Source organism: Xanthocytophaga flava (genome assembly GCF_030068545.1).
Lineage (GTDB): Bacteria > Bacteroidota > Bacteroidia > Cytophagales > 172606-1 > Xanthocytophaga > Xanthocytophaga flava.
In genome coordinates this window covers 541283-567062 of sequence record NZ_JASJOR010000001.1, presented here as the reverse complement: position 1 = coordinate 567062, position 25780 = coordinate 541283, and the positions used below count along the sequence as shown (strand labels likewise).

The 25780-nt window shown below is 38.1% G+C and carries 18 protein-coding genes; 13 read left to right on the top strand and 5 right to left on the bottom strand.

The annotated features are described in order from the left end of the window. Positions 1–202: 202 nt before the first annotated feature. Positions 203–622 carry a T9SS type A sorting domain-containing protein gene (locus tag QNI15_RS02300; RefSeq protein WP_313975352.1) on the bottom strand — a complete coding sequence of 140 codons (420 nt, stop codon included), beginning with the start codon at positions 620–622 and terminating at the stop codon, positions 203–205. A gap of 177 nt (positions 623–799) precedes the next feature. After that, a complete protein-coding gene (locus tag QNI15_RS02295; RefSeq protein WP_313993742.1) occupies positions 800–2422 on the bottom strand; it encodes an OstA-like protein in 1623 nt (540 codons plus the stop codon). Between the two features lie 218 nt (positions 2423–2640). On the opposite strand from QNI15_RS02295, the gene tilS reads away from it, so the two are divergent. Further along, entirely contained in the window at positions 2641–3966 is a 1326-nt protein-coding gene (tilS, locus tag QNI15_RS02290) for a tRNA lysidine(34) synthetase TilS (RefSeq protein ID WP_313993739.1), read from the top strand. 51 nt (positions 3967–4017) lie between these two features. Here tilS and QNI15_RS02285 read toward each other — a convergent pair whose 3' ends face one another. After that, complete coding sequence (locus QNI15_RS02285; RefSeq protein WP_313975346.1) at positions 4018–5004, bottom strand: AAA family ATPase; 987 nt, start codon at positions 5002–5004, stop codon at positions 4018–4020. 61 nt (positions 5005–5065) lie between these two features. Then, positions 5066–5437 carry a DMT family protein gene (locus QNI15_RS02280; RefSeq protein ID WP_313993736.1) on the bottom strand — a complete coding sequence of 124 codons (372 nt, stop codon included), beginning with the start codon at positions 5435–5437 and terminating at the stop codon, positions 5066–5068. A 171-nt stretch (positions 5438–5608) separates the two neighbouring features. Here QNI15_RS02280 and QNI15_RS02275 point away from each other — a divergent pair, with 171 nt between their 5' ends. The 3 genes from QNI15_RS02275 (at position 5609) to rho (ending at position 11455) form a co-directional block, all read left to right on the top strand. After that, positions 5609–7801, top strand: coding sequence for a S9 family peptidase (locus QNI15_RS02275; RefSeq protein ID WP_313993734.1), 2193 nt, complete (start codon positions 5609–5611; stop codon positions 7799–7801). A gap of 342 nt (positions 7802–8143) precedes the next feature. After that, positions 8144–9286 (top strand): mechanosensitive ion channel family protein, encoded by a 1143-nt coding sequence (locus QNI15_RS02270; protein ID WP_313993731.1) that lies wholly within the window; start codon positions 8144–8146, stop codon positions 9284–9286. Between the two features lie 486 nt (positions 9287–9772). Then, positions 9773–11455, top strand: a complete 1683-nt coding sequence (gene rho, locus QNI15_RS02265) for a transcription termination factor Rho (RefSeq protein ID WP_314030329.1) — start codon at positions 9773–9775, stop codon at positions 11453–11455. Positions 11456–11552: 97 nt separating this feature from the next. Here the strand turns inward: rho and QNI15_RS02260 are convergent, their stop codons facing one another. Next, a complete protein-coding gene (locus QNI15_RS02260; RefSeq protein WP_313993725.1) occupies positions 11553–11963 on the bottom strand; it encodes a hypothetical protein in 411 nt (136 codons plus the stop codon). A 563-nt stretch (positions 11964–12526) separates the two neighbouring features. On the opposite strand from QNI15_RS02260, the gene QNI15_RS02255 reads away from it, so the two are divergent. The 9 genes from QNI15_RS02255 to QNI15_RS02215 all read left to right on the top strand — a co-directional run bounded on the left by QNI15_RS02255 (position 12527) and on the right by QNI15_RS02215 (position 25724). Continuing rightward, positions 12527–13177 carry an RNA polymerase sigma factor gene (locus QNI15_RS02255; RefSeq protein ID WP_313993723.1) on the top strand — a complete coding sequence of 217 codons (651 nt, stop codon included), beginning with the start codon at positions 12527–12529 and terminating at the stop codon, positions 13175–13177. A gap of 170 nt (positions 13178–13347) precedes the next feature. Continuing rightward, entirely contained in the window at positions 13348–14352 is a 1005-nt protein-coding gene (locus QNI15_RS02250; protein ID WP_313993721.1) for a FecR family protein, read from the top strand. A 180-nt stretch (positions 14353–14532) separates the two neighbouring features. Further along, the gene (locus QNI15_RS02245; protein ID WP_314030327.1) at positions 14533–17985 is read left to right on the top strand and encodes a SusC/RagA family TonB-linked outer membrane protein; all 3453 of its coding nucleotides are present in this window, start codon (positions 14533–14535) and stop codon (positions 17983–17985) included. A 144-nt stretch (positions 17986–18129) separates the two neighbouring features. Continuing rightward, on the top strand, positions 18130–19620 hold the full coding sequence (locus QNI15_RS02240) for a SusD/RagB family nutrient-binding outer membrane lipoprotein (protein WP_314030325.1): 1491 nt from the start codon (positions 18130–18132) through the stop codon (positions 19618–19620). A 172-nt stretch (positions 19621–19792) separates the two neighbouring features. Then, positions 19793–20254, top strand: a complete 462-nt coding sequence (locus QNI15_RS02235) for a RidA family protein (protein WP_313975328.1) — start codon at positions 19793–19795, stop codon at positions 20252–20254. A gap of 197 nt (positions 20255–20451) precedes the next feature. Continuing rightward, the gene (locus tag QNI15_RS02230; protein ID WP_313993713.1) at positions 20452–21675 is read left to right on the top strand and encodes an aminotransferase class V-fold PLP-dependent enzyme; all 1224 of its coding nucleotides are present in this window, start codon (positions 20452–20454) and stop codon (positions 21673–21675) included. A 119-nt stretch (positions 21676–21794) separates the two neighbouring features. Then, positions 21795–23063: an amidohydrolase/deacetylase family metallohydrolase gene (locus QNI15_RS02225; protein ID WP_314030324.1), complete on the top strand. Its 1269-nt coding sequence runs from the start codon at positions 21795–21797 to the stop codon at positions 23061–23063. Between the two features lie 14 nt (positions 23064–23077). After that, on the top strand, positions 23078–23818 hold the full coding sequence (locus QNI15_RS02220) for a carbohydrate-binding family 9-like protein (RefSeq protein ID WP_314030322.1): 741 nt from the start codon (positions 23078–23080) through the stop codon (positions 23816–23818). A 643-nt stretch (positions 23819–24461) separates the two neighbouring features. Further along, positions 24462–25724, top strand: coding sequence for an amidohydrolase/deacetylase family metallohydrolase (locus QNI15_RS02215; protein ID WP_314030320.1), 1263 nt, complete (start codon positions 24462–24464; stop codon positions 25722–25724). Positions 25725–25780: the final 56 nt, after the last annotated feature.

The window sequence follows — 25780 nt, the reverse complement described above, 5'->3', positions numbered from 1 at the left end:
TTAATCTTCTCATTGTAAAGCGTTTCATTTGTTTAAGATCTTGAATATGCTTGTTCTCAGGATATAGTAACGCACAAACTGTAAGAAAACGTATTTTCTTCACATAGGGAAACACCGAGAAGAGAGAGCTGGTAGAAATAATATATAGGGTATAAATAGTTGAAGATGAAAGTAAAATAACAAATATGTATGCAATAGTTATCTAAGATGAGTGTCGGATAATAAGCTTTCGCGTAAAAATACTTTTACCATCAACTGATAAGGTGTAGAAGTAGATACCAGGCGCAAATTCAGATGTATCTAACTGCATTTTGTGGCCTTCACGAGTTAATTTATATTCTCCAATACTGCTTCCTAAAACATTACTTATCAATATTTTTGCTTCTTTTAATTCTCCGGTGATGTCATATTCCAACGCTGCTGATGTAGTTGCCGGATTAGGATATATACCAGAAATAGTAATTTTATCGTTAGAGAATGCAGGTACACCTCCCTGAAATGTTGTATGCGTATATTTTACAGAAGGTGAATCAATACGAACTTCTGTTGGCGTTACAGCCCAAACCCCCACTGAACAGGTTAAAAAATATGAGGATAAAAAAATAAGTAAAAGTTGTCTCATGTTATAGTAGCAGGTTGAATGTTTCTATCTAATGGAATAAAAGTATATAGGTATTAATATCAGAAATTAATTTTAGGTAAATATAATAATAAAAAAGGCTATCCGTTACTACTTTTGGACAAACTGTTTTATTGTCTGTCTTAGTGGTTGTTTTTCTGCGACGAGCTGTTGCTACTTCTAACTTACTTTACTTGTTGTTTTACCTGCTGGTTTATCCTTCTCTATTGTTGTCTTCTTTGTCTTTGCAGGTTCTTTCTTGTTTTTCTTAGACACAGGCAATGGCAATTCTTCCCGTACCAATACATCTTTTCTGGCAGGCTTTTCTTTTTCCCTCCATTTAAATCCTCTCAATCGTGTATCTGGCTCTACTATCTCATGCGGAGGAATAAATACTGCATCTGGTTTATTTAAAAAGGCAACCCGCTTTACTTTTCCTTCTGTAAGATTAATAATCATGTTGCTACATTCTACCTTATTTACTCCTCTTATATTGGTATTTTGATCGTTGAGCACCCAGGTTACATTTTCCCCATTGCCATTGACGGTTACTCTGTACAGCTGACTGGTTGTATCAAAATAAGCCACCATCTGACGTCCCTTTACCTGATTGTAGTTTTTCAGTGTATCCAGAGAAATAACAAATGAATTTGTCTTGAGATACATTTTGTCAATCGCATTATTGACCAACTGAATCCGCATCGTGTCTGCCATCAATTGACTTTTATCGTTCCATAATACAGGATCGTGATAAAACTGAATAGTTGAATCTGTTTGGTTATATACCAGAGAATCGCACTTGCCTTGCAGATCTTTTTTGAAAATGCGTACATTAAAATAGGCAAATATCTTTTTGGAATTAGAGGCTTTGTCTTCTATAGATACCAGTGTGTCTCCGGTAATATATAGCGTATCCTTCTTCATTAACTTCTTCATCAAAGCCTTTCCATATACTTTGGATATTCCTGCTTGTCCGAAATAACGGGCTGTATCTCCCTCTACTATGACACTGTCTTTTTTGGCAAACAAAATAACATTCCCTGTTGCGACACCCAATTGATTCAACTTATCATAATTGAGTCGATCTCCTGTCAGGATATAGGTATCATAGTCAATAGAACTGCGGGAACGAAAAACAGATTGTCCTGAAACTGTATTATATTCTCCATCTGTAGAAACCAGCGTTCCATCTTTGCCTTCAATATGAGTTAATGTAGTAAAATAGGCTACCTTGGTATGGCTGTCGTAGATAACTTTGTCAGAGGTTAGCTTATATTTGGGATTAGTCATTACAACATCCTTCTCAAAAGTGAATACTTTAGTTTGTGTATTGTAATAACCTTGCTTGCTGACTATGGTATTATCTTCTTCGACAATTGTACCATTGTTCGGATAATATGCCTGATTGCTTCGCATATCATAGTCAAGTTGTTCGGTAGTCAGTGTTTTTTTGCCATCATTCATAACTACATTCTCCCGCATTTTGGCAAACTTGGTCTGACCATCATAGGTGCCATTATTACCTGTAATGACGATGGAATCGTTTTGTACTATACGAACATGCCCAAATGCTTCTACAAAATTTTTGTAGTTGTATAAGTAAGCCGAATCACAATTGATTGTAGTAGTACCTTGACGCAACCGTACATTACCAATCAAACGGCGTGTCTCCTGTCCATTTTTTACTGCTCCGATCAGACTATCTGCAAACTCAAGTGTGATTTTTTCTTTCTGCTGTGCCAGAACCGGAACAGTCAAAAAGAATAAGAGTAAATAACTTAAATATCCAAATATTTTTTGCATGAAAGTATACGATGAAGATCTGACTGCTGTGAATTAATTACCCTGCATATAAAAATGTGACACACACTTTATTTACTTTTCTTTCTGATCGCTTTATAGGATGATCAGAAAAGGTTAAAGACATTGGTAATTAATCTTTTCTGCTATCAAAAATCTAACCAAAATTTTTCACAGTTTTGTATCCGATTTATGCGGATGTAAATTTCACATTTGTTCTCATGCTAAAAAAATTTTTAACATACATTAACGAAAAAACATTATTCCAGCCTGATGAAAAAGTGCTTTTGGCAGTAAGTGGAGGGATGGATTCTGTTGTAATGCTTCATTTATTCTACAAAGCCAAATTAAACTTTGCTGTAGCACATTGTAATTTTGGTTTGAGAGGTGAAGAATCTGATGCAGATGAGCAGTTTGTGAAAAAGCTGGCAAAAAAATATAAGGTGCCTTTTTATTCGGAGCAGTTTGATACAGAGGCTTTTGCTCTCCAAGAAAAAGTGTCTATACAAATGGCTGCCAGAGTATTGAGATACGAGTGGTTTGAAGGTATTTGTAAGGATAATGGTTTTTCTGTGATTGCTACGGCGCATCATCTGAATGATACACTGGAAACCGTATTATTTAATCTGACAAAAGGAACAGGCATTGCTGGATTACATGGCATCCAATCTAAAAACGGGCGTATTGCCAGACCCTTGTTATTTGCCAATAGAGAAGAAATATATGAATATGTAGTGGAGAACCAGTTGGCATGGCGTGAAGATTCTTCCAATCAATCGTCTCATTATCACCGTAATCTTATTCGTAATGAGGTTATCCCTCTATTAAAGACTATCAATCCCAATCTGGAACATACCATTGAACATACAGTAGACAGAGTATTGGCAGTGGAAAAGGTATTTCTGGCTGAGGTTGAAAAAACACGTGCTGTTGTAATGCGTCAGGAGGGTGGAGTAACTTACATTAATTTTGAAAAACTACAGGCAGAGATAGAGCCTGTCATCAAGTTACATGAGTTATTGAAGCCATTTCACTTTACTTATACACAAGTAAATGATATCTGGCAGACATTAGGTGCCGAATCCGGTAAGCAATTTGATTCGCCCTCTTACCGATTGATAAAAGATCGTACGGAACTGGTGATTACAGCGAAGGGGTTGCAGTCCTATATCCCGGCTACTATTGATGCTGATAGCACTCAGTTTCAGAATGAAGTGATTTCTCTTTCTATTCAGAAAGTATCTGCTTCAGGATTTAAAATTCCTTCTTCTCCTAAAATTGCAGCTTTAGACCTGGCAACCCTGAAATTTCCGTTAAAGATACGTTTGTGGAAACAGGGAGATAAATTTTGTCCATTAGGAATGAAGCAAAAGAAAAAGGTAAGTGATTTTCTGATAGATGAAAAAGTGCCAGTAAATATAAAGGAGAGGACTTATGTTCTTTTGTCAGGAGAGGATATTGTATGGATTGTGGGTATGCGTATTGATGACCGATTTAAACTTACCAAAGAGACTACTGAAGTATATCAGATTTCACTGGAAAGATAAATATATCATAAAATAAGAAGGTCTTAAATCCGGATTTAAGACCTTCTTATTTTATCTTCCTATTGCAACTTTTTTCAGAATAGTATCCACTATTTTAGAAGGCGTTACACCATCTACCTCAGCTTCATAATTGAGAATAAGGCGATGGTTCAATACATCAGGTGCTACTTCTTTAATATCTTCAGGAAGTACATAATCCCGTTCATTCAGATACGCCATTGCTTTGGCAGCCCGGTTCAGATTGATACTTGCCCGAGGGGATGCTCCAAACTGAACATAATGTGCCTCATCCTTTAATCCATAATCCTGTGGTTGGCGGGTAGCAAAGATGAGTTCAATAATATATTTCTCCAGTGATTCGGAGATGGTCACTTTGTTAATCTCATTTCGGATATTTGATATATCATCTTTTTCCAGAATAGGATTGACATGGCCTGAGAAGTTCATGTTAGACATTTTACGCATTACTTCCAGTTCCTGATTTTTGTCCAGATAACTCACAAATACCTTCATCATAAAACGGTCTACCTGCGCTTCAGGTAGGGGATAGGTTCCTTCCTGTTCTACAGGATTTTGTGTAGCTAATACAAGGAAAGGTCTGTCCAAAGGAAACGTAGTGTCGCCAATAGTTACCTGGCGTTCCTGCATTGCTTCTAGTAAAGCCGATTGTACTTTCGCAGGAGATCGGTTGATCTCATCCGCCAGAATAAGATTGGCAAATATAGGCCCTTTCTTGACTTCAAAGTTTCCTGTTCGCTGATTGTAAATCATTGTTCCGATCAAATCGGCTGGTAGCAGATCAGGAGTGAACTGAATGCGTTGGAAATTAAGATATAAAACTTTGGATAATGTATTAACTATAAGTGTTTTGGCTAGACCCGGTACACCTTCCAACAGAATATGACCACCTGTAAATAATCCAATCAGCAATCGATTGAGCAGATATTCACGACCTACCACAACCTTGCTCATTTCTGCCATTACCTGTTTTATTTTCAGTTGGTGTAATTTAACGCGGTCTGTTTCTGTAATCTCCATAGAATATAAGTCGGTATCCGGTTTGTTGGTTTAATCAATAAATCTATTCAGAACTTAAAATTTACCATTTTTTAAAAATGAAAAAAACGGCGAGAATGATAAGTGCAAAGCCTACCAGGTGATTCCATGCTGGTTTTTCTGTACGGAAGACAAAAACAATCATAAGTGTAAAGACAATCAGTGAAACGGCTTCCTGAATAGTCTTTAATTCAAACATTGAGAAGGGACCTCCATTTTCCTTGTAGCCGATTTTATTGGCAGGCACTTGAAATATATACTCAAAGAAGGCTAGTCCCCAACTAATCAGAATTACACTAAAGATTCCTAATTTTTGCAGTTTTGTAAAATTTTTGAAATACAGATGCCCATACCAGGCCAAGGTCATAAAAATGTTGGAACAAACCAACAACAGAATGGAATAGATGCCTTTCATTAGAGTTTTTCAGATTTGAGCTACAAAAGTAACCTTTTTTGTCAATATCATTTTTCAGTTCGGATTTCACATAAAAAAGATATTTTTGCTGATGCACAAATTTCCAGCTATAGAAGCGAAGTTGTATAGTATACATTCAGAGACAAACACCAAACCAATTGTATCCTTAAAATGAGAAAACCTTTATTCCTGCCCATTGTTTTACTTATTTTATTTCTGTTTGCCACAGAAAATATGCTGGCTCAAAAGGCTCAGCTTACCATTGAAGACATTTTTGCTCGTCCGACCTTTAATCCTAAAGGTGTACAAGGTGTAAACTGGATGAAAAATGGAGGTTTTTATACTTCTCTTGTTCAGGGAGAAGATGGCAAAGCTACTGTTGTAAAATATGATGTAACAACAGGAACTCCTGTGGAAACTTTGTTTCAGGCCAATGTACTGGGGAGCCAGGCTAACTCAGTAGATGGGTATGAGTTAAGCCCTAATGAAGACAAATTATTGATTGCGACAGAGCGAGAATCTATTTATCGTCGCTCCAGTAAATCTGTCTATTATATATATGATCTGAAAACCAAACAGGTTACGAAGTTGTCATCTGGTGGCAAACAGTCAAATGCGGCTTTTTCTCCAGAAGGTAGCAAAGTGGCTTTTACACGGGATAACAACTTGTTCATTGCAGATCTGAAAGCTGGTACAGAAAGTGCCGTTACAACAGACGGAAAATTTAATCATATTATTAATGGAAGTACCGACTGGGTATATGAAGAAGAATTTGGATTTACACAGGCATTTGAGTGGAATGCAGATGGGACAAAGGTTGCTTACTATACATTCAATGAAACCGAAGTGCCTGAATATAATATGCAGGTATGGGGAAAATTATATCCTGTAGACTACCGATACAAATACCCTAAAGCAGGAGAGAAGAATTCTGTCATTACGATTTCTGTTTTTGATCTGGCAAAGAAATCTGCTGTCAAAGTGGATATCGGGACAGAAACCGATATCTATATCCCTCGCATTAACTGGACACATAATCCCAATGTTCTTTCAGTGAGACGTATGAATCGTCTGCAAAACAAACTGGATATTCTGCATGCAGATGCTTCCACTGGCAAAACCACTACTATATTAACAGAAACCAGCAACGCTTATGTAGACCTGGAGTTTACAGACCACCTGACTTATCTGGCTGATGGGAAACACTTTATCCATGCCAGTGAACAAAGCGGATTCAAGCATCTGTACTTATATGATATAAGTGGAAAACTGATTCGTCAGATCACCAACGGAAACTGGGAAGTATCTAATTTTCTGGGACTAGACGAGAAGAAAAAGTTAGTGTATTTTACTTCTACTGAAGTATCTCCTATGGAACGCCACCTGTATTCTATTTCACTGGATGGGAAAACCAAAAAGAAACTAAGTGTAGCTAAAGGAACACACCGTCCTAACTTTAGTGTAGATTTCTCTTATTATCTGGATTCTTTTTCAGATGCTAACACACCCGCTTCTGTTGGTTTGTATACAGCTCCTGCCGGAAAGCTGGTAAAGATGCTGGAAACAAATGAAGCATTGAAGTCTAAATTGCAACAACAGGATTTAACGAAGAAGGAATTTTTTCAGTTTACCACGCCTGATAATGTAACCCTGAATGGCTGGATGATGAAACCTGTTTCATTTGATCCCAGTAAGAAATATCCTGTTTTTATGTTTGTATATGGTGGACCCGGAAGCCAGCAGGTAACAGATGAATGGTCATTGCAATCCATGTGGTTTCAGCTACTTACGCAAAAAGGATATATTGTAGCGTGTGTAGATAACCGAGGAACTGGTGGCAGAGGAACTGCATTTCGGCAGGTGACATATGCCAATCTGGGAAAATATGAAGTTCAGGATCAGATTGAAGGGGCAAAATATTTGGGAAAACAATCTTATGTAGATGCTGGACGTATTGGTATTCATGGCTGGAGCTATGGTGGATATATGGCTGCCTTATGTATGACTGTAGGAGCAGATTATTTCAAGATGGGAATTAGTGGAGCACCAGTAACTACCTGGCGGTTTTATGACAGTATCTATACTGAAAGATATCTGAAACGTCCTCAGGATAATGCTGCTGGTTATGATGATAACTCACCTGTAACACATGCTGGTAAACTAAAAGGAAAGTTTTTACTAGTACATGGTACAGGTGATGATAATGTGCATTTTCAAAATTCCATCGCTTTGCAACAGGAGTTGATCAATAATGGAAAACAATTTGAAACATTTGTCTATCCTAATCAGGCTCATGGAGTGAGAGGAAAATCCCGTATTCATTTATATAATCTGATGACAAACTTTATTCTGGAGAATTTGTAATGCTTTCGAATATGCCATCTGTATTTTTGACTAGGTTATTATAAAGTCCTTCCAAAAGTATAGATGGCTTTTGTTTTGTGTTATTTGAGAGTGAATTTTTCCTGTCATATGATTTTTGGATTAGTTGCAACTTTGCCAACTGCTAGAACGTTAACTTTGTATACATGGTAATAATGTGATTCCCTGCTTTTATTTTCTGAAACTCTCTTATATATTCCTTTTATAAGAAAAGTCTTGAGAAATTATCTGGTAAGGATCAGAAGTATAAACATTAACATCATGCCATGAATACTATTTCCAAACGTAGAAAACTCCTACCTTTGCGATCTCTACATTGATTGAATGAACCTACAACAATTTCTGAATCAACGCCTACTTGATAATCGCGTTGAGAATATTCTCTGGTGTGCTGGTATTCTGGTTTCATGGCTTTTGCTAAAGAACATTTTTTCTTTATTGTTGAGTCGTGTTATTTATCGTATTATAAAAAAACGTACAGAAAATCTGAGTGTTACAGAGTTTATAGATCTCCTACGGTCACCCTTTGAGGCATTTTTGACACTGGTAGTATTGTATACAGCCTTCTCCTTCTTGCGCTTTCCATGGTGGTGGAATTTAGATCCAATTACAAAATTTGGATTGCGGTTTCTTATTTTAAAAGGATATCAGGTTGCAATTATCATTGTTGTAACCTGGATGATCATGCGGTTTGTAGATTTTTTTACGTTGGTAACTCTACATCGTGCAGAACGTACCAAATCTCCTATAAAATCTCAGCTTGCACCATTTGCCAAGGAGGTTACAAAAGTATTTCTGTTTATTCTGGGGATATTTGTTATTTTGGGTGCAGTATTTAGCCTTGATGTTTCCAGTATTATTGCAGGTTTGGGAATTGGTGGTTTGGCAGTGGCACTGGCAGGGAAAGAAAGTCTGGAAAATCTATTTGCTTCCTTTACTATATTTTTGGACAAGCCTTTTGTTGTAGGAGATACAGTACAGGTAGGTGATATTCAGGGAACTGTTGAGAAAGTGGGTTTTCGTAGCACACGAATTCGAACGCTGGACAAAAGTTTTCTGACTTTACCTAATAAAATGTTAACTGATCAGCCGTTGGATAATTTGACTCAGCGGAGATTTCGCAGGGCACGGTATTTTATTGGTTTACCTTATAATACACCTCCAGAGAAAGTAAAGGCGATTTGTGAAGAGATCCTTCTGGCTATTCTGGAACACCCACTTACTCGTAACGAACAGGGACAGGTACGGTTTATAGATTTTGGTGAAAGCTCTCTGAATATTCTGATCCTGTATTTTGTAGAAGCTGTGGTTTGGGAGGATTTTAATGCAGTTAAAGAAGAAATTAATTATCGCATTGTAGAAATTGTAAATAAGCATGGAGTTTCTTTTGCTCATCCTACTCGTACTATATTTCTTGAAGTAGATGACAAAAATAAAGATAATGTATTGAGAATTATGGAGAAATGATTGTTTTTGTAAACATTTGGTACTTTACTTGTGGGTGAATAAGAAGCTTCTTTCCTTTTAAGAACTAGGAAAGATTTTTTAATGGTAATTTCTCGGAACTCAGTTTAAAAGTTGGTAGAGATTTCCTTTATATATATGATTTGACAAAAAGGCTTATCTATACTCTAGTATTTTGAGAAAAAACTGTAATTTTTTTTTGATGGGTATAGAGTAGTAATGAACAAAATATTATATTTGCACCATCCAATCAAGAAAAAATCATCCCAGGTCTTGTTGTTTTCGTTGCGTTCTGTTCTCAACAAACAGGTAGCGCTAATTGATACGGATCATGTTGATATCTATAATGTAGGCTTCTGTGCCTCTTTTTACATCCATAGTCGCATTTCTTTTGCTATTATTCTAACTTAAATTTCATTTCAACTATCAAAGTCATCCACTTTTTATCCACATTCACAGGTACTACACTCCCCTGTAACTTATTCTTTTATGTACACCATTGATGATTTGAATCTTCGGCTCTTGTCTGAACTGCGTGATATTGCCGAACAATTAGGCGTTGCCAATTACAAAAAATTAGCGAAACAAGATCTTGTTTATAAGATTCTTGATCGTCAGGCTGTTATGCCTGAGATTGAATTCGTTGGCGCTAATACGGTTGTTGAGCCTAACCCAGAAGTAACGCCAGAACCTAAAGCTACAGAATCCACTCCTGAAAAAGATAATACTCCCCATGAGAGGAAGCGTTTGCGTATGAAACGCGAGAACGTAAAACCTGCTGAAAAAGAACAACCTATACAAACCAATGGCGTTGCTCATAAAGAGGAAGCTTCTGAAGTGCTGGTTGCAGAACCTGTAATTACTACAGAAGTACAGGAAAAAGCTCCTGTCGTTATTGAGAAAAAAGAGCAGAAACAAGAATCCAAAGAAGTGAAAGAAGTAAATGGTAATCGGGAAAACCGCAACCATGAACCTCGCCAAAATCAAAATCATAATCAGAACCAAAATCAAGGCCAGAACAATAACAAGAAAGGTAGCTTGTATAATGTACGGGAGTTTGATGGGTTGATTGAAAATGAAGGTGTACTGGAAATTATGTCTGACGGATATGGATTTTTGAGATCTGCTGACTATAATTATCTGGCTAGTCCGGATGATATCTATGTATCCCCTTCTCAAATCAAACTATTTGGTTTAAAGACAGGAGATAGCATTCGTGGAGCTATTCGTCCTCCTAAAGATGGTGAAAAGTATTTTGCTCTTTTGCGGGTAGAAACCGTAAATGGAAAAACAACAGAAGAAATTCGTGACCGGATTCCATTTGAGTATCTGACACCTCTTTTCCCAAATGAACGCCTGAAATTAAGCACTACTCCTTCTGAATATTCAACTCGTATTCTGGATCTGTTCTCCCCAATTGGTAAAGGGCAACGTGGTATGATTGTGGCACAGCCTAAAACAGGTAAGACTGTATTACTGAAGCAGATTGCTAATGCTATTGCGCAAAATCATCCAGAAGTATATCTGATTGTATTGTTGATTGACGAACGTCCGGAAGAGGTGACGGATATGGCACGTAGTGTCAAAGGAGAAGTAATATCTTCTACTTTTGATGAACAGGCTGAACGCCACGTGAAAGTATCCAGTATTGTTCTGGAAAAAGCAAAACGCATGGTAGAGTGTGGTCACGATGTAGTAATCCTGCTTGACTCTATTACCCGTTTGGCTCGTGCATACAATACAGTAGTACCATCTTCTGGTAAAATCCTGTCTGGTGGTGTGGATGCAAATGCCCTTCACAAACCTAAACGCTTCTTTGGTGCTGCCCGTAACGTTGAAAATGGTGGTTCACTGACTATTATTGCAACTGCTTTGATCGAAACCGGCTCTCGTATGGATGAGGTAATCTTTGAAGAATTCAAAGGTACAGGCAACATGGAGCTGCAACTGGATCGTAAGTTGTCCAACAAACGTGTATTCCCTGCTATTGATGTTCCTGCTTCAGGTACTCGTCGGGAAGATCTGTTGATGACTGAAGAAGAGCTGGGTAAAATCTGGATACTGCGGAAGCATATGTCAGATATGAACTCCAGTGAAGCAATGGAATTCCTGCTGGATCGAATGAAAGGTACCCGTAATAATGAAGAATTCCTGATTTCAATGAATCGATAAGAATAAATATACTGATATCTTACAAAAACAAAAGCCTCTGAAGTTTCGGAGGCTTTTGTTTTTGTAAGATGGTAGACTACCTCTTTTCTTAGTTCCTTTAACGTTGAGGTTTTTGGATCATCGACCAGATTATATTTCCTAAGAATAAGGCTTGTCCTACAAAAAATAACAAATAGCTTTCTTTGTTAACCAGAAAAATAAAATTGACAAAGGCATTACTTTGAATAGAGGCTAGAGGTCCGACAACTAGTAGCAAGTAGATAGGAATAAAAGTGAAAATAGCATGACAAATAGTTAATGCCCTGTTAACCTTTCTCTTAGCTCTATAAAACAACCAGTAAATCAATGCTATTAATACAAGAATACCCACGATATTCAATGGAAATGTAGAAAATGCGGGTACAATCATAGTGCGCCAGCCAATAGAGATGAGCCAGCTGAAGTTTGGAATGAACATCGAAATAATTAGGGGGATGATGCCCAGACCAAATAATAAATGACCTTTCATGTGTAAAGATTGTCTATAGATAAAGTTATTGCAAGATACTATATATCTGTCTGCTGCAACTATTTTGTGTCGTTATCGCCATGAGGATTTTTCACTTTCCATGGAATGGCTCCTTTATTCCTCCTTACTACAGAGTCAGAATAGACTTGGTATCCAAAATTTACTTTTAGATCTGTGATAATAAGCCTGGACCTTATTAACTTAATATGCTATGTCTGTATATGTCTGATTTAAAGTTGATTAGATGTATGGTGTAGTCTTATTGTAAATTTATTCGAATGTGGCATTGGATTGATAAAAAATATTTTTAAATATTGTAATGTCAGAATAATATTTTACGCAGAATAATCTATTTAGAATAATATTTCTAAATTTACTATGCACGATAAGAGGAGATTCGGTGAAAGGCAGATGTTGGATTTATGCTAGATATCATGTGACACCTAACAAGTAAATGGGAGATGGATTGAGAAGATAAAAACGGATTAATCTTCGTTTTCTAAAGAATATACAATGTGTCTTTTATGCTTTTACTATTTAATTCATTCTAGTCTGATAAAGTCATGCATCTTTTAAGCAACCATGATCTTAAACAGGAAGAGAGTTCGATTTCTGCAAACTACCCACAGAATGGAAATGCATCTATGGAGTACAAATTGTGGAACGATTTTAAAGATGGCGATATGGAAGCCTATGCAATACTATATAGACAAAACTTCTTTAGTATGTATCAGTATGGTAGAAAGATATGTGACAATCCGGATTTAGTGAAGGATACCATACAAGATGTTTTTATCAAGATATGGAATAACCGGGAAAATTTGTCGCAGACTACCTCTATACGTTACTACTTACTTACAGCATTAAAACGTAAGTTGCTTGATACACTTAAATCTGCCCAGATGCGAACAGAAGTAAAAGGTGATTGGTCTGAAAGTGAGTTACAACTAGCCGCAGATGGCGAAGATGAAAATGCTACTGAGCAAAGAGATAAGGTACTAAATGCCATAAACAGACTTTCTGATCATCAGCAACGATTGCTCCAGCTAAAATTTTACAAGAACTTGTCTAATCAGGAGATTGCTGATGAGCTTGGAATAACTATTCAATCTGTCTATAATTCTGTTTTCAAAACATTAAAAAATCTTCGTCAGCAACTTTCTTTATCTGATAGTATTTGGGTCATAGTAGTATCAATCCTTACTATAAAGTAATTGATATTGTTTTGTAGCTGAAAAAGCTAAAAAAGCAAAGTTAGACTCCTCAGACATCCTTCTTTAAAAAATTATTTCTTTTTTTGTACAGAATAAAATCATCCTAGTAAAAAATGAGAAAGTCAGATTAGATAGTTCATGATGACTCGTTTAGTAGAAAAGCCAGATAAGTGAAATATCTACACTATACCTCAGAAGATTTTGCCCTCGACGAACAATTCCAGCAATGGGTTCTCAATCCAAATGCTGATACAAATCAGTTCTGGAAAGAGTGGCTTGCTACCAATCCTCAGAAGCAAAAAGAAGTCAGCGATGCGATAGAATTGATAAAGCTGGTCGGGTTATCGGAAGATCATACTGCAAATACCCATTACCTGGAAGTCTGGAATGAGTTAAAGCAAAATAGCGAACGAAATTCGAGAGTAAGTCGGCCTGTATGGAAATATGCGGCTGCATGTATAGGAATTGGTATGTTGATCGTAGTTGGTTTGTGGTGGAAATATTCAACACTACCTGAAAAAGATAAGCTACTAACATATAAAACAGGGTATGGACAAACAAAGAGTATTCAATTACCTGATGGTTCAAGAATTACTTTAAATACCAATTCAAAAGTATATCTGTCTGCCCAGGATTGGAATAAGCAATCAGAGCGCACTGTGTATATTGATGGAGAGGCTTTTTTTGAAGTTGCGCATACACCTGATCACAAACGTTTTATAGTAAATACTCCTCACAAATTAAATATAGAAGTACTAGGTACTAAATTCAATGTGAATGCCAGAAGAAATCAGGCGGAAGTCTATTTACAATCTGGCAAAGTAAAGCTTACATCAAACACTGAAAATCTTTTGCTGGTACCAGGACAGATGGCCGAATACAATTTAAATGACAGGCAAATAACAGTACATTCTGTAGATGGGAAAGCCTGTACTGCCTGGCAAAACCACTTTTTTGTCTTTGATGATGAACCGTTGAGTAAGGTTGCAGAAACTATAGAAGATTATTTTGGTGTGAAAGTAAGAATTGCAGATCAATCACTGGCTCAGCAAAGAATTACAGCAAGAATTCCTCAGGGAAACATTGAGGTTTTATTGGATATACTTACTGCGATGCTTAAAATAAAAGTAATCAGGAAAAATACAGAGATTATATTGCAACAGAAACAGTTTTAGATCTCATTATTAATAATGGACTGAGATATAAAAAGAAACTCTTTTGGAGAAGCTAATAGAGATTGTTTTAAGTTAGAGTATTAAATGCATATCTGTTATGTATCAATATGTATAGAAAGGCATCTGATGAAGCTACAACCGAGGCTAAGTAAAATATAACTTCAAACCATTCCGATCCTTATGAATAAAACTCCACCAAATAGGGTAAGAGTTTTTGTATTTCTATGGCTCTGTTTGTCATTACTTCCTAAAGTGACAGCTCGGGATCTGTCATCTCCAGCTATATCTGAAAAACAACAAAGTATATATACGACTATTCAGCAGCGACCCCTTATAAGTATTTTACAGGATCTGGAAGAAATGTATCAGGTTAATTTTGCTTATCAGAAAAAGAATCTTGAAGGAAAATTTGCTGAAATAAATCTGACTTCCTGCACCAATCTGGATCGTTGTCTTGATCAACTTCTTCATCCTTTAAAACTAACATACAAAAAGGTCAACAATGTGTATGTAATTCAAGAGTTGGAAAAGGCAACAGCTTCATCACATAGCAGGATTCAAAAAAAAGAGAATATTTCTGTTTCTACAACAATTCAGGGTACAGTGAGAGACAGCCAGAATGAACTACTTCCAGGAGTTAACGTAGTAATTAAAGGTACTGCTTTAGGTACCACGACAAGTGTAGATGGTAAATATTCAATAGCTGTACCTGCCGAAGATAGTGTGCTTGTATTTTCCTTTGTTGGGTATACAACAGAAGAGATTATCCTGGATTCTCGTACGCCAGTCGATGTAACTCTTTTTGAGGATGTAAAGTCATTGGGAGAGGTGGTTGTAACCGCATTGGGTATTCCGCGTCAAAAACGTTCATTAACATATGCTACACAGGAAGTAACGTTAGAGCAGATCAATGAAGTGCGTGATCCTAACTTTGCCAATATATTACAGGGAAAGGTAGCAGGTTTAATGGTAACATCTTCAGGTTCGGGTGTGGGTGGTGCGACACGTATTATATTACGTGGGAATCGTTCTATCCAGGGTTCAAATGATGCGTTATATGTGATTGATGGAATACCTATTGATAATTCGACTCCTGGTGGAGCTGTTACCAGTGACTTTGGTGGAACGAATGGAATAAATGGCGCATCCACTATCAATCCGGATGATATTGAAACCATGACCGTTTTGAGAGGGGCTTCTGCTGCTGCATTGTATGGAAGTAGAGCTGCAAATGGCGTTATTCTCATTACTACTAAAAAAGGGAAGGATGGAAAAGTTGCTGTAGATCTTAACTCCGTGACTACAGTTGAGTCTGTTTTTACACTGCCTAAATTACAAAATGCATATGGACAAGGTACTGCTGGTACTTTTGTAGGCAACGGGGCTTCTAGCTGGGGGCCAAAAATGAAAGGACAAACAGTAACCGACTGGACTGAAAATGAGGCTAGATTAACACCACAACCAGATAATGTAAAAGACTTCTTTCGCAATGCTGTCTCACTAAGCAATTCAGTGGGAGTAACAGCAGGTTCAGAGAAGATAAATACCTATATTTCTTATTCTAATAACGACGCTAAGGGAATTATTCCCAACAATAATCTGCAACGTCATATACTTAATTTGCGATTGGGCTCTCAGATTACAAAGAAATTATCTACTGATGCTAAGATTACTTATACCAACCAGAAAATAGATCATGTAGTACTAACCGGAGAACAGAATGCTCCGGTTATTGATATTTATAAGATACCCCGAAGCATTCTTCTAAAGGATATAAAGAACTATTCTGTACTAAATGATAAAGGTATTGCAAGACCTAACTACTGGACAACTTCTTCTATTTATAGCAATCCTTACTGGATGACGAATGACTACAATCACAATGAGACACGAAATCGTATCAATGGATTTATTCTGGTAAAATATCAATTAATAGATTGGTTAACCATTCAGGGACGTGCTGGTCGGGATAATTATACCGATCGTATTGAAACCATTGGACCTGCCAATACAACAATATGGGCTACTGCTAATGGAGGTGCATATGGCCTTAACTATACATCCGTCTATGAAAACTGGTATGATCTGATGGTGACTGGGAATAATCGATTGAATGAAAACCTTAGATTAAATTATACATTAGGAGGCATTGTTAATACACAAGGCTATGAGATAAATAGCAACACCGCCAATGGCCTTAATATTCCAAACCGATTTAATTTAGCTTTTGCAACCGCCATTGTAACAGATCAGGATTACTCTAAGAGACAAACACAATCTTTATTTGCTACAGGGCAATTAGCATTTAAAGATTATTTATTCCTCGATTTTAGTGGACGAAACGATTGGCAATCCACTTTACCAGCTCCCTATTCCTTTTTTTATCCCTCTGTTGGGTTAACAGGTATAATTTCAGACATGGTGAAGTTACCAGACGTATTCTCCTTTTTGAAAGGACGTATTTCCTATGCTCAGGTTGGGAATGGGGCTAACCCATATATGTTAAAGAATATCTATGAATATAGTCAGGGTGGAGCTATCGGACAGGGGTTTATCAGCCGTAGTACGACCAAAGCAATTCCTGATCTAAAGCCTGAAATTACGAAAAATATTGAAATGGGTATTGAAGCTCAGTTTTGGAATAACAGAGTAGGAGTTAATGCAACCTATTACAAAACAAACTCAATCAATCAGTTGCTGACATTAAGTCTTCCAGTTCCCTCAGGTTATGAAAGTCAGTATATCAATGCAGGTAATATTCAAAATAAAGGGTTGGAAATAGTTCTAAATGCTACCCCTGTTAAAAAATCAAATGGTTTTACCTGGGATATCGCATTGAATTATGCCCGAAATATAAACACTATCCTGTCACTATCTCAGAAGGTGAAAAAGTCATATCTGGGTGGAACTGTCATACGGTCTGCTATTGCTGTTGCTGCTGAGGGTGGACATTATGGTGATTTGGAGGGATATACCTGGCAAAGAACTACAGATGGACGGTTTGTAGTAGATGCATCCGGAAAACCTGTTGGAAATACCTCTGCTGGTCAGGTATTGGGTAATTATAATCCAAAGTTCATGGCTGGTTTAACAAATACCCTTACCTATAAAAATGTTTCTCTTCGGGTTCTTATTGATGGAAGATATGGGGGCATTATGGTTTCCGGCTCAGACCAAAACCTGGCCTATGATGGAAATAGTAACTATACCACCAAATATAGAGAGGGTGGCTTGGTATTGAATGCTGTTGTAGCAAATGCAGATGGTACCTACTCTGAAAATACAAAGGCTATTAATGCTGAAACTTTCTGGACTACAGTTTCTAATGGCCGCTATGCCTGGGGAGAATTCTTTACCTATGATGCTACAAACTTTCGTATAAGAGAGTTGGCTTTGGGATATAATTTTAAAGTTTGTAAAGGTTTTCTTAAAGCTGCTAAACTCTCCTTCATAGCCCATAACTTGTTCTTTATCTATCGGGGTAGTTCTATTCTGAATATTCCAGGCATTAGCAAACGTAAAATGTGGTTTGATCCGGAGATGAATCTGGGTAACGGCAATTTGCAGGGCATAGAATATGGCAACCTGCCATCTACACGCAGCTTTGGTTTAAATCTGAAGTTATCAATTTAAATTGAGAGAATTCTTCCCATCAGTATTGTCTGAATTAATATGAGAGAGGTAAGAACCAATAGACTACGCGGATTCGGAACATGGCTTGTATCTGGGCTTATCTTGTTCCTGGTGATGTTAGGCTGTACTGGCAACTTTGATAAAATGAATACAAGCAAGACGGGTTTGTCTGAAGTAGGAATACGTGAAATCGGCTTCTTGTTATCGAAAGCACAATCTGCTGCATCATACACAGGTATAACTTATCAAACTGCACAAAATCTATTTGCAGATTTGTATGCTCAGTATTTTGCTACTACCGCAACCTATTTTAATTCAGATCGATATGTGATTCGTCAGGATTGGATTACTACTCAGTGGTCACAGGTTTATGTGGGTACAGTCCCTCAACTATTGTCTATAATGGCTAATACAGATTCTACTTCTGCCGAACATGCCATTGCAAAGATCTGGTGGGTGTGGGCTTTTCATCGTACTACCGATTATTATGGACCAATCCCTTACTTTAGTGCAGGACACGGTACAGAGTCTGTCCCTTATGACGCACAGGATAAGATATATAGTGATTTCTTTACAAAGTTAGATGAGGCACTGGCTGTTTTGGAAGCTAGTACCAGTGAGACCTCTACCTATGGGACCTATGATCTGATTTATCATGGGGATATCAGTAAATGGATTACGTTTGGTAATACACTTAAACTGAGATTGGCTATGCGGGTTTCGAAGGTTGAGCCAGAACTTGCTAGGCAAAAAGCAGAAGAAGCCGTAGCTGCCGGAGTAATGGAAACAGCAGGAACATATAGTGTTCCACAGGATGATGCCTATATGAATAAGCCCAACCTGAACGGAGATGCCAATGGATTAGCGTATATATCCAGTTGGGGGGAGTTTCGAATGAGTGCAGCTATGGAATCTGTGTTGAAGGGATATGATGATCCGCGTATAGGGAAGTATTATTCTCCGGCTGCAAAAACAGGTACTTATGAAGGATTACGTAATGGGTATAGCAGTACGGAGTTATCTACTCTGGTGGGCAATGGTGCTGATGATAATTCTAATCCTGGACCTTTGTTGTATGGAAATAACTTTACCAATATTACAGCATTGACCCGTCCCCAGGATATTATGCATAGTGCTGAGGCATACTTCATTCGTGCAGAAGGTGCTTTGCTTGGCTGGAATATGGGTGGAACTGCTCAGGAGTTATATGGGAAAGGAATTCGTGCTTCATTAATTCAATGGGGTATTATAGATGAAAATGTCATCGCTGCATATATAAATAGTGCTAATATACCTATTGCACCGGATGATGCTGTTCATTCTCCTGCGCTATCCAATACGCCTATCAAATGGGCAAGTGACAAAACAACACAATTGATACAGATTGCTACCCAGAAATGGCTGGCTCTATATCCGGATGGGGTAGAGGCATGGGCTGATTTGCGTCGCTCAGATCAATTAAAACTTTATGACCGTATCAATTCAGATAATGCCGATTTACCAGTAAATGTTTTGATTAAACGCCTGCCTTTTCTGACAAGTGATGCACAAAGTAATGCAGCCGCTGTAGAAGCAGCCAAAAGCTTACTGGATGGAAGTGACTCACCTGCTACACCTCTTTGGTGGGATAAATAATCCCGTTTATGAAAGTCATAGAATAAGTAAGAAAAAAATTAAAGCGAAAGGTTAGATTCCGATAGTCGTATCGTTTTGTGAAGTGAAAGCCTTTTTGAAGTAAGTAGTCATTTGAGCAATTACCATAACCACATATCAATTTAACATCTTTCACTTTATCTGCTTTTCCACCATGACAACACAAAGACGATCTATCCTGAAAAGAATCATTGGCTCAGTGGCCGGCATTGCAGGAGTTGGTCTAACGGCTAAGGCATCTGTAAAAGAAGCTGCACCAGAAAAAGAAGTAAACAATGTAACCATGTATGATGACGTACCATTGTTCTCTGGTTCAACCAAATTTGGCAATCTGGTATTTATCGCAGGTAAAGGCGCTCACTTTGAAGGTGATATTAAAGCACACACTGATCACGTACTAAAAGAGCTTGAGGCAGAATTGAAGAAAGCAGGTTCTTCTATGGAAAAAGTGTTGAAAGTAAGTGTGTTTCTGCATGATCTGAATGATTATAAAGCCATGAATGAAGTTTTCAAAGGCCGTTTTGGCAATAAGCCTCCAGTTCGTACTACTGTTGCCGTATATGGTGGCGTTCCAGGTGATTCATTGGTAGAAATGGATTGCATTGCCTATATCTAAACTGATAATACCCTCATTAAAAATAAACTGTCTGCTTTACATCTAGCAAATGTAATTGCGGTGTCTATTGTGTAAGTAAACCGCATCCTATGGGTGCGGCTTTTCTTCTCTTGCAGCCTTAACATCTCTCATTTTGTATATCTTTCTTATATCCGCCTGACAGCCATTTACTGGCAAAAGGTACAAATCCGTCGTTTATGTTATCCAGAAGAAAACTTCTTCAGCGTTTGTCCAGCTTTCCATTATTAGGTGGAATGTTTGGGAGCACTATTCCCTTTGTCTCTACACAAGCTGCTACAGCAGTTGTAAAGCGGGATCTATTTAAAGAGTTGGGTGTGCGTACCTTTATTAATGCAGCCGGAACACTGACATATATGACAGGCTCATTGATGCAGGAAGAGGTTTTACAAACGATTCAATATGCAGCTCAGGAATTTTGTCTGTTGGATGAGTTACAGGATAAAGTAGGAGAACGTATTGCGAAACTGGTACATTCGGAAGCCGCTGTGGTTACATCCGGAGCTTTTTCAGCCCTCACATTGGGACTGGCAGGTGTATTAACAGGAACAGATCAGAAAAAAGTAGAGCAGTTACCTCATCTGGAGTATACAGGAATGAAGTCAGAGGTGATTGTTCAAAAAGGCCATGATATCGTTTATCTGCATTCGCTGATGAATACAGGTTGTAAGATTGTATTTGTGGAAACTGTTGAAGATGTTGAAAAAGCGATTAATGAACGTACGGCACTGATGTGGTTCCTGCATATTCAGTCTGATAAAGGGAAAATAAAACATGAAGAATGGGTAACATTGGGTAAAAAACACAATATACCTACAGCTATAGATATTGCTGCCGATGTACCTCCTGTTGAGAACTTATGGAAGTTCAATGATATGGGCTTCAGCTTTGTAGCTGTGTCGGGTGGTAAGGCCATGCGTGGTCCTCAAAGTGCTGGTATTCTGATGGGCAAGAAAGAAATCATTGCTGCTGCCCGGATGCACATGCCTCCACGCGGATTTAATATAGGTCGGGGAATGAAGGTCAATAAAGAAGAGATCTTGGGAATGTATGTAGCACTGGAAAATTTTATTAAACAGGACTTCAGTAAGCTATGGAAAACCTGGGAAGATGGCATTGCACATATCCAGAATACAATAAAGCCTATTGCTGGAATTACTACTGAGGTAACCGTAAATCCTCTGGGTAACCATACACCAACTTTAAAAATAGAATGGGATACCAACAAGATAAAGATGGCTGGTAAGGATCTTCAGGAGAAACTACGTTTTGGTAATCCTTCCATCGAGATAGGTGGAAGCGGTCCTAGTCACATTAACCTGACCGTTTGGATGATGAAACCTGGACAGGAGAAAATTGTAGCTACCCGCATTAAAGAAGAACTGACAAAAGCTTCTGCATAATAGATATTCAGAAACGTAGTCACACAGAATAGATTCCATTAAAATTTACCTCACAATACTGTTACATCAGCTACCTTTCTATAAAGTCTGATGTAACAGGCTTTGCCCTATTTCTGTCCATGCGGATACAATTACAGTTTTTGATTATTCTGGCTTGCTTGTGGGCTGGAAATGTTCATGCACAGACGTATAGTCTGCTAATCAAAGGAGGTCATGTTATAGATCCCAAGAATGGTATCAATGGGGTAATGGATGTTGCTATTAACGCTGATACTATCGCTAAGGTTGCTAAGAGCATACCCGAAAAGCAAGCCCGTCAAATAGTACAAGCCAAAGGTATGTATGTGACGCCTGGGCTGATTGATATTCATACACATAATTTCTTTGGTACTGAGAAAGGACGGTATCTGAGCAATAGTTTTGATGCATTACCACCAGATGGATTTACGTTTCGAGTAGGTGTAACAACCATTGTCGATGCCGGATGTGCGGGGTGGAAGACATTTCCGACTTTTAAAGATCAAACGATTGATCATTCACAGACACGGGTACTTGCATTGCTGAATATAGTAGGAGAAGGCATGCGTGGCGGTGCTTATGAACAGAACACACAGGATATGGATGCCAAGATGACAGCAAGTGTGGCACGTCAGTATCGGCAATATGTAGTAGGTGTAAAAGTAGCACATTATATAGGTGCAGAATGGACGCCGGTAGATCGAGCGGTAGAGGCCGGAAAAATAGCCAACATTCCTGTTATGGTTGATTTTGGTAGTAGCACACCTCCTTTGCCGATTGAAGAATTGTTTATGAAACACTTACGTCCCGGTGATATCTTTACCCATTGCTTTGCACGTTTAGGGAGTCGTGAACCTATTGTAGATTTGACTACTAATCAGGTGAAGCCATTTGTATGGGAAGCACAGAAAAAAGGCATCATCTTCGATGTAGGGTATGGGGGGATCAGTTTTTCGTATGCACAGTCTATACCTGCTTTGAAAAGTGGTTTTTTCCCAAATACAATTAGCACAGATATTCACACTGCAAGTATGAATCATTCGATGAAAGATATGCTTAATGTGATGTCAAAGTTTTTGAATATGGGTATGGACCTGCCATCTGTGATCAAAGCCAGTACCTGGGCGTCGGCTCAAGCTATCAAACGTGAAGAACTTGGGCATCTTTCCCAGGGTGCTGTGGCTGATGTAGCCGTTTTTTCTATGAGAGAAGGTGATTTTGGTTTCTTTGATTATACAGGTTACAAAATAAATGGAAAATATAAAATGGAATGCGAGCTGACGGTTCGGGCAGGCAAAGTAGTCTATGACCTGAATGGGATTGCAGTTCAGGCAGAATCTGGTTCTGGACAATCTACAACTAAACACTAAAATTCAACTGAGAGATGCGCTTCCTTTTTCTTGCTTCGATTTTTGGATTATTGCATGTGTTTTCCTCAGAAACCTTTGCTTTTGTAGATGATTCTACAAAGACTGTTATCCGAAAAACCAGTGATTTTACTATTACTGGAGATGGAAAATCTAAAAGCTGGGAAAAAACGGAATGGATAAAGATTCCTGTACTGGAATCTGCAGGTGATTCTTCTTCCACATTGGTAAAACTTCTGTATTCAGATACAGGATTATATTTTCTCTTTCAATGTCAGGATCAAAAACTAACCGCAACCATACAAAAGGATTTTGGAGCCTTGTTTAATGAGGATGTCGTTGAAGTTTTTCTGTGGCCAGATCCTTCTGTTCCTATCTATTTTGAATATGAACTTTCACCTCTGAATTATGAACTACCACTGCTTGTACCCAATATAAACGGAAGACTGAATGGTTGGCTACCTGCGTTTTATGAGAGGAAACAACGGACGCAACATGCAACTACTATCCAAGGAGGTACACGAAAATCGCTGGGAAGTGTTACCGGATGGACTGCCGAATTTTTTATTCCTTATCGTTTATTGAGTCCTCTTGTTTCTGCTTCTCCAAAATCAGGAGATCGCTGGAGAGGAAATCTTTATCGGATTGATTATGATAAGGTATATACAACATGGACTTGGTCAAAAGTGAGTGTTTACCCAAATAGAAAGGCTAGCTTTCATGAGTACCAGAAATTTGGTACATGGATCTTTGAATAAAACGAATTGCAATGCTTTAGTGCTCAATGTCCTTCAACCACTATCAGCGTACATTTCTGTAATGTAGACATTCTAGATATTTTCTTATTCAAAACCTCATTGATAGGTCTCATCCTGTTGATCGTGAAAGGCATTGCTGTATATTTTATGAACTATAATAGAATATATAGGAGTCTAAGTGAATAAAATACAAAAAAAGAGTAGAAATACAGAGTAGATCCTTCCTGGCAGGTCGTTTAGATAGTAAAGTCTGCCAGATTATTTTCTCCGAGATAAAGCAATCTGATGCATTCCGCTTATTGGAGAAATAACATAGTTGAATGGATTGTTGGAGTTGGCTTAGACTCATTGCATTGCCTCTACATCTGACTAAAATATAGAAATTCAATGAACCACTGTTCCATCTTACAACAGTTAATGGTATTCCTATGTTAAATCGAAGAAAACTACTGAAACAATTATCCATCCTACCATTTGTAGGATACCTAATGGGGTGTTCCAACTTTATACCGGGTAAAGACACAATCCTGCTAATGCAGAAGCTCTCCTCTATAGAGATTATTTTACAGAATCTGGTGTACATATACAACCAGAGGTATAGAAGTATCTTATTTTTTGATTCTTATCCTGTCATTCGTTAATCATGAGGAAAGTTCTATCTCTTTTTTTGTGTCTGTGTATAGGCATTGTTACACTTCATGCACAGACATATAATCTGCTGATCAAAGGAGGTCATGTTATAGATCCCAAAAATGGCATCAATGGGGTAATGGATGTTGCTATTAACGCTGATACTATCGCTAAGGTTGCTAAGAGCATACCCGAAAAGCAAGCCCGTCAAGTAGTACAAGCCAAAGGTATGTATGTGACGCCCGGACTTATTGATATTCATGGACATGTGTTCTTTGGTACTGAGCCTGACCATTATCTGAGCAACGGATTTGTAGCTGTGCCACCAGATGGATTTACGTTTCGGGTAGGTGTAACAACCATTGTCGATGCTGGCGGGGCGGGCTGGAAATCTTTTCCGACATTTAAAAATAATGTTATCGATCATTCACAAACCCGGGTTTTGTCTCTATTAAATATAGTAGGGGAAGGTATGCGTGGTGGCCCCTATGAGCAGAATACACAGGATATGGATGCCAAGATGACAGCTTTGGTCGCACGAGGAAATAAAAATTATGTGGTAGGTATAAAAGTAGCCCATTTTAGTGGTCCGGAATGGACGCCGGTAGATCGAGCGGTAGAGGCCGGAAAAATAGCCAATATTCCTGTTATGATTGACTTTGGAGGGAGTATTCCTCCTCTGCCAATTGAGGAACTGTTTATGAAACGCCTACGTCCTGGAGATATTTACACTCATACCTATGCTTTACTAAATGGTCGCGAATCGGTAGTAGACGAGACAACAAAAAAGGTAAAGCCCTTTGTATGGGAAGCACAAAAAAGAGGGATCATTTTTGATGTAGGATATGGTGGCACAAGTTTTAACTATTCTCAGGCTATACCTGCTTTGAAAAGTGGATTTTTCCCAAATACCATCAGCACAGATCTGCATACAGGAAGCATGAATGGTTCCATGAAAGACCAGCTTAGTGTAATGTCAAAGTTTTTGAATATGGGTATGGACTTGCCGTCTGTGATCAAAGCCAGTACCTGGACATCAGCTCAAGCTATCAAACGCGAAGAACTTGGGCATCTTTCCCAGGGTGCTGTGGCTGATGTCGCTGTTTTTTCCATGCGGGAAGGAAACTTTGGATTTTTTGACAAAACGGGCTATAAAGTGACAGGTAAACAAAAGCTAGAGTGTGAACTGACCATCCGGGCAGGCAAAGTAGTCTATGACCTGAATGGGATTACAGATCCAATAGTTTTACCCTCGGCTCCTCCTGCTAAGCATTAGTATCTCTTTACAAAATTCATATCTACTATACACAATCACCCTAACCTCTTAATTAC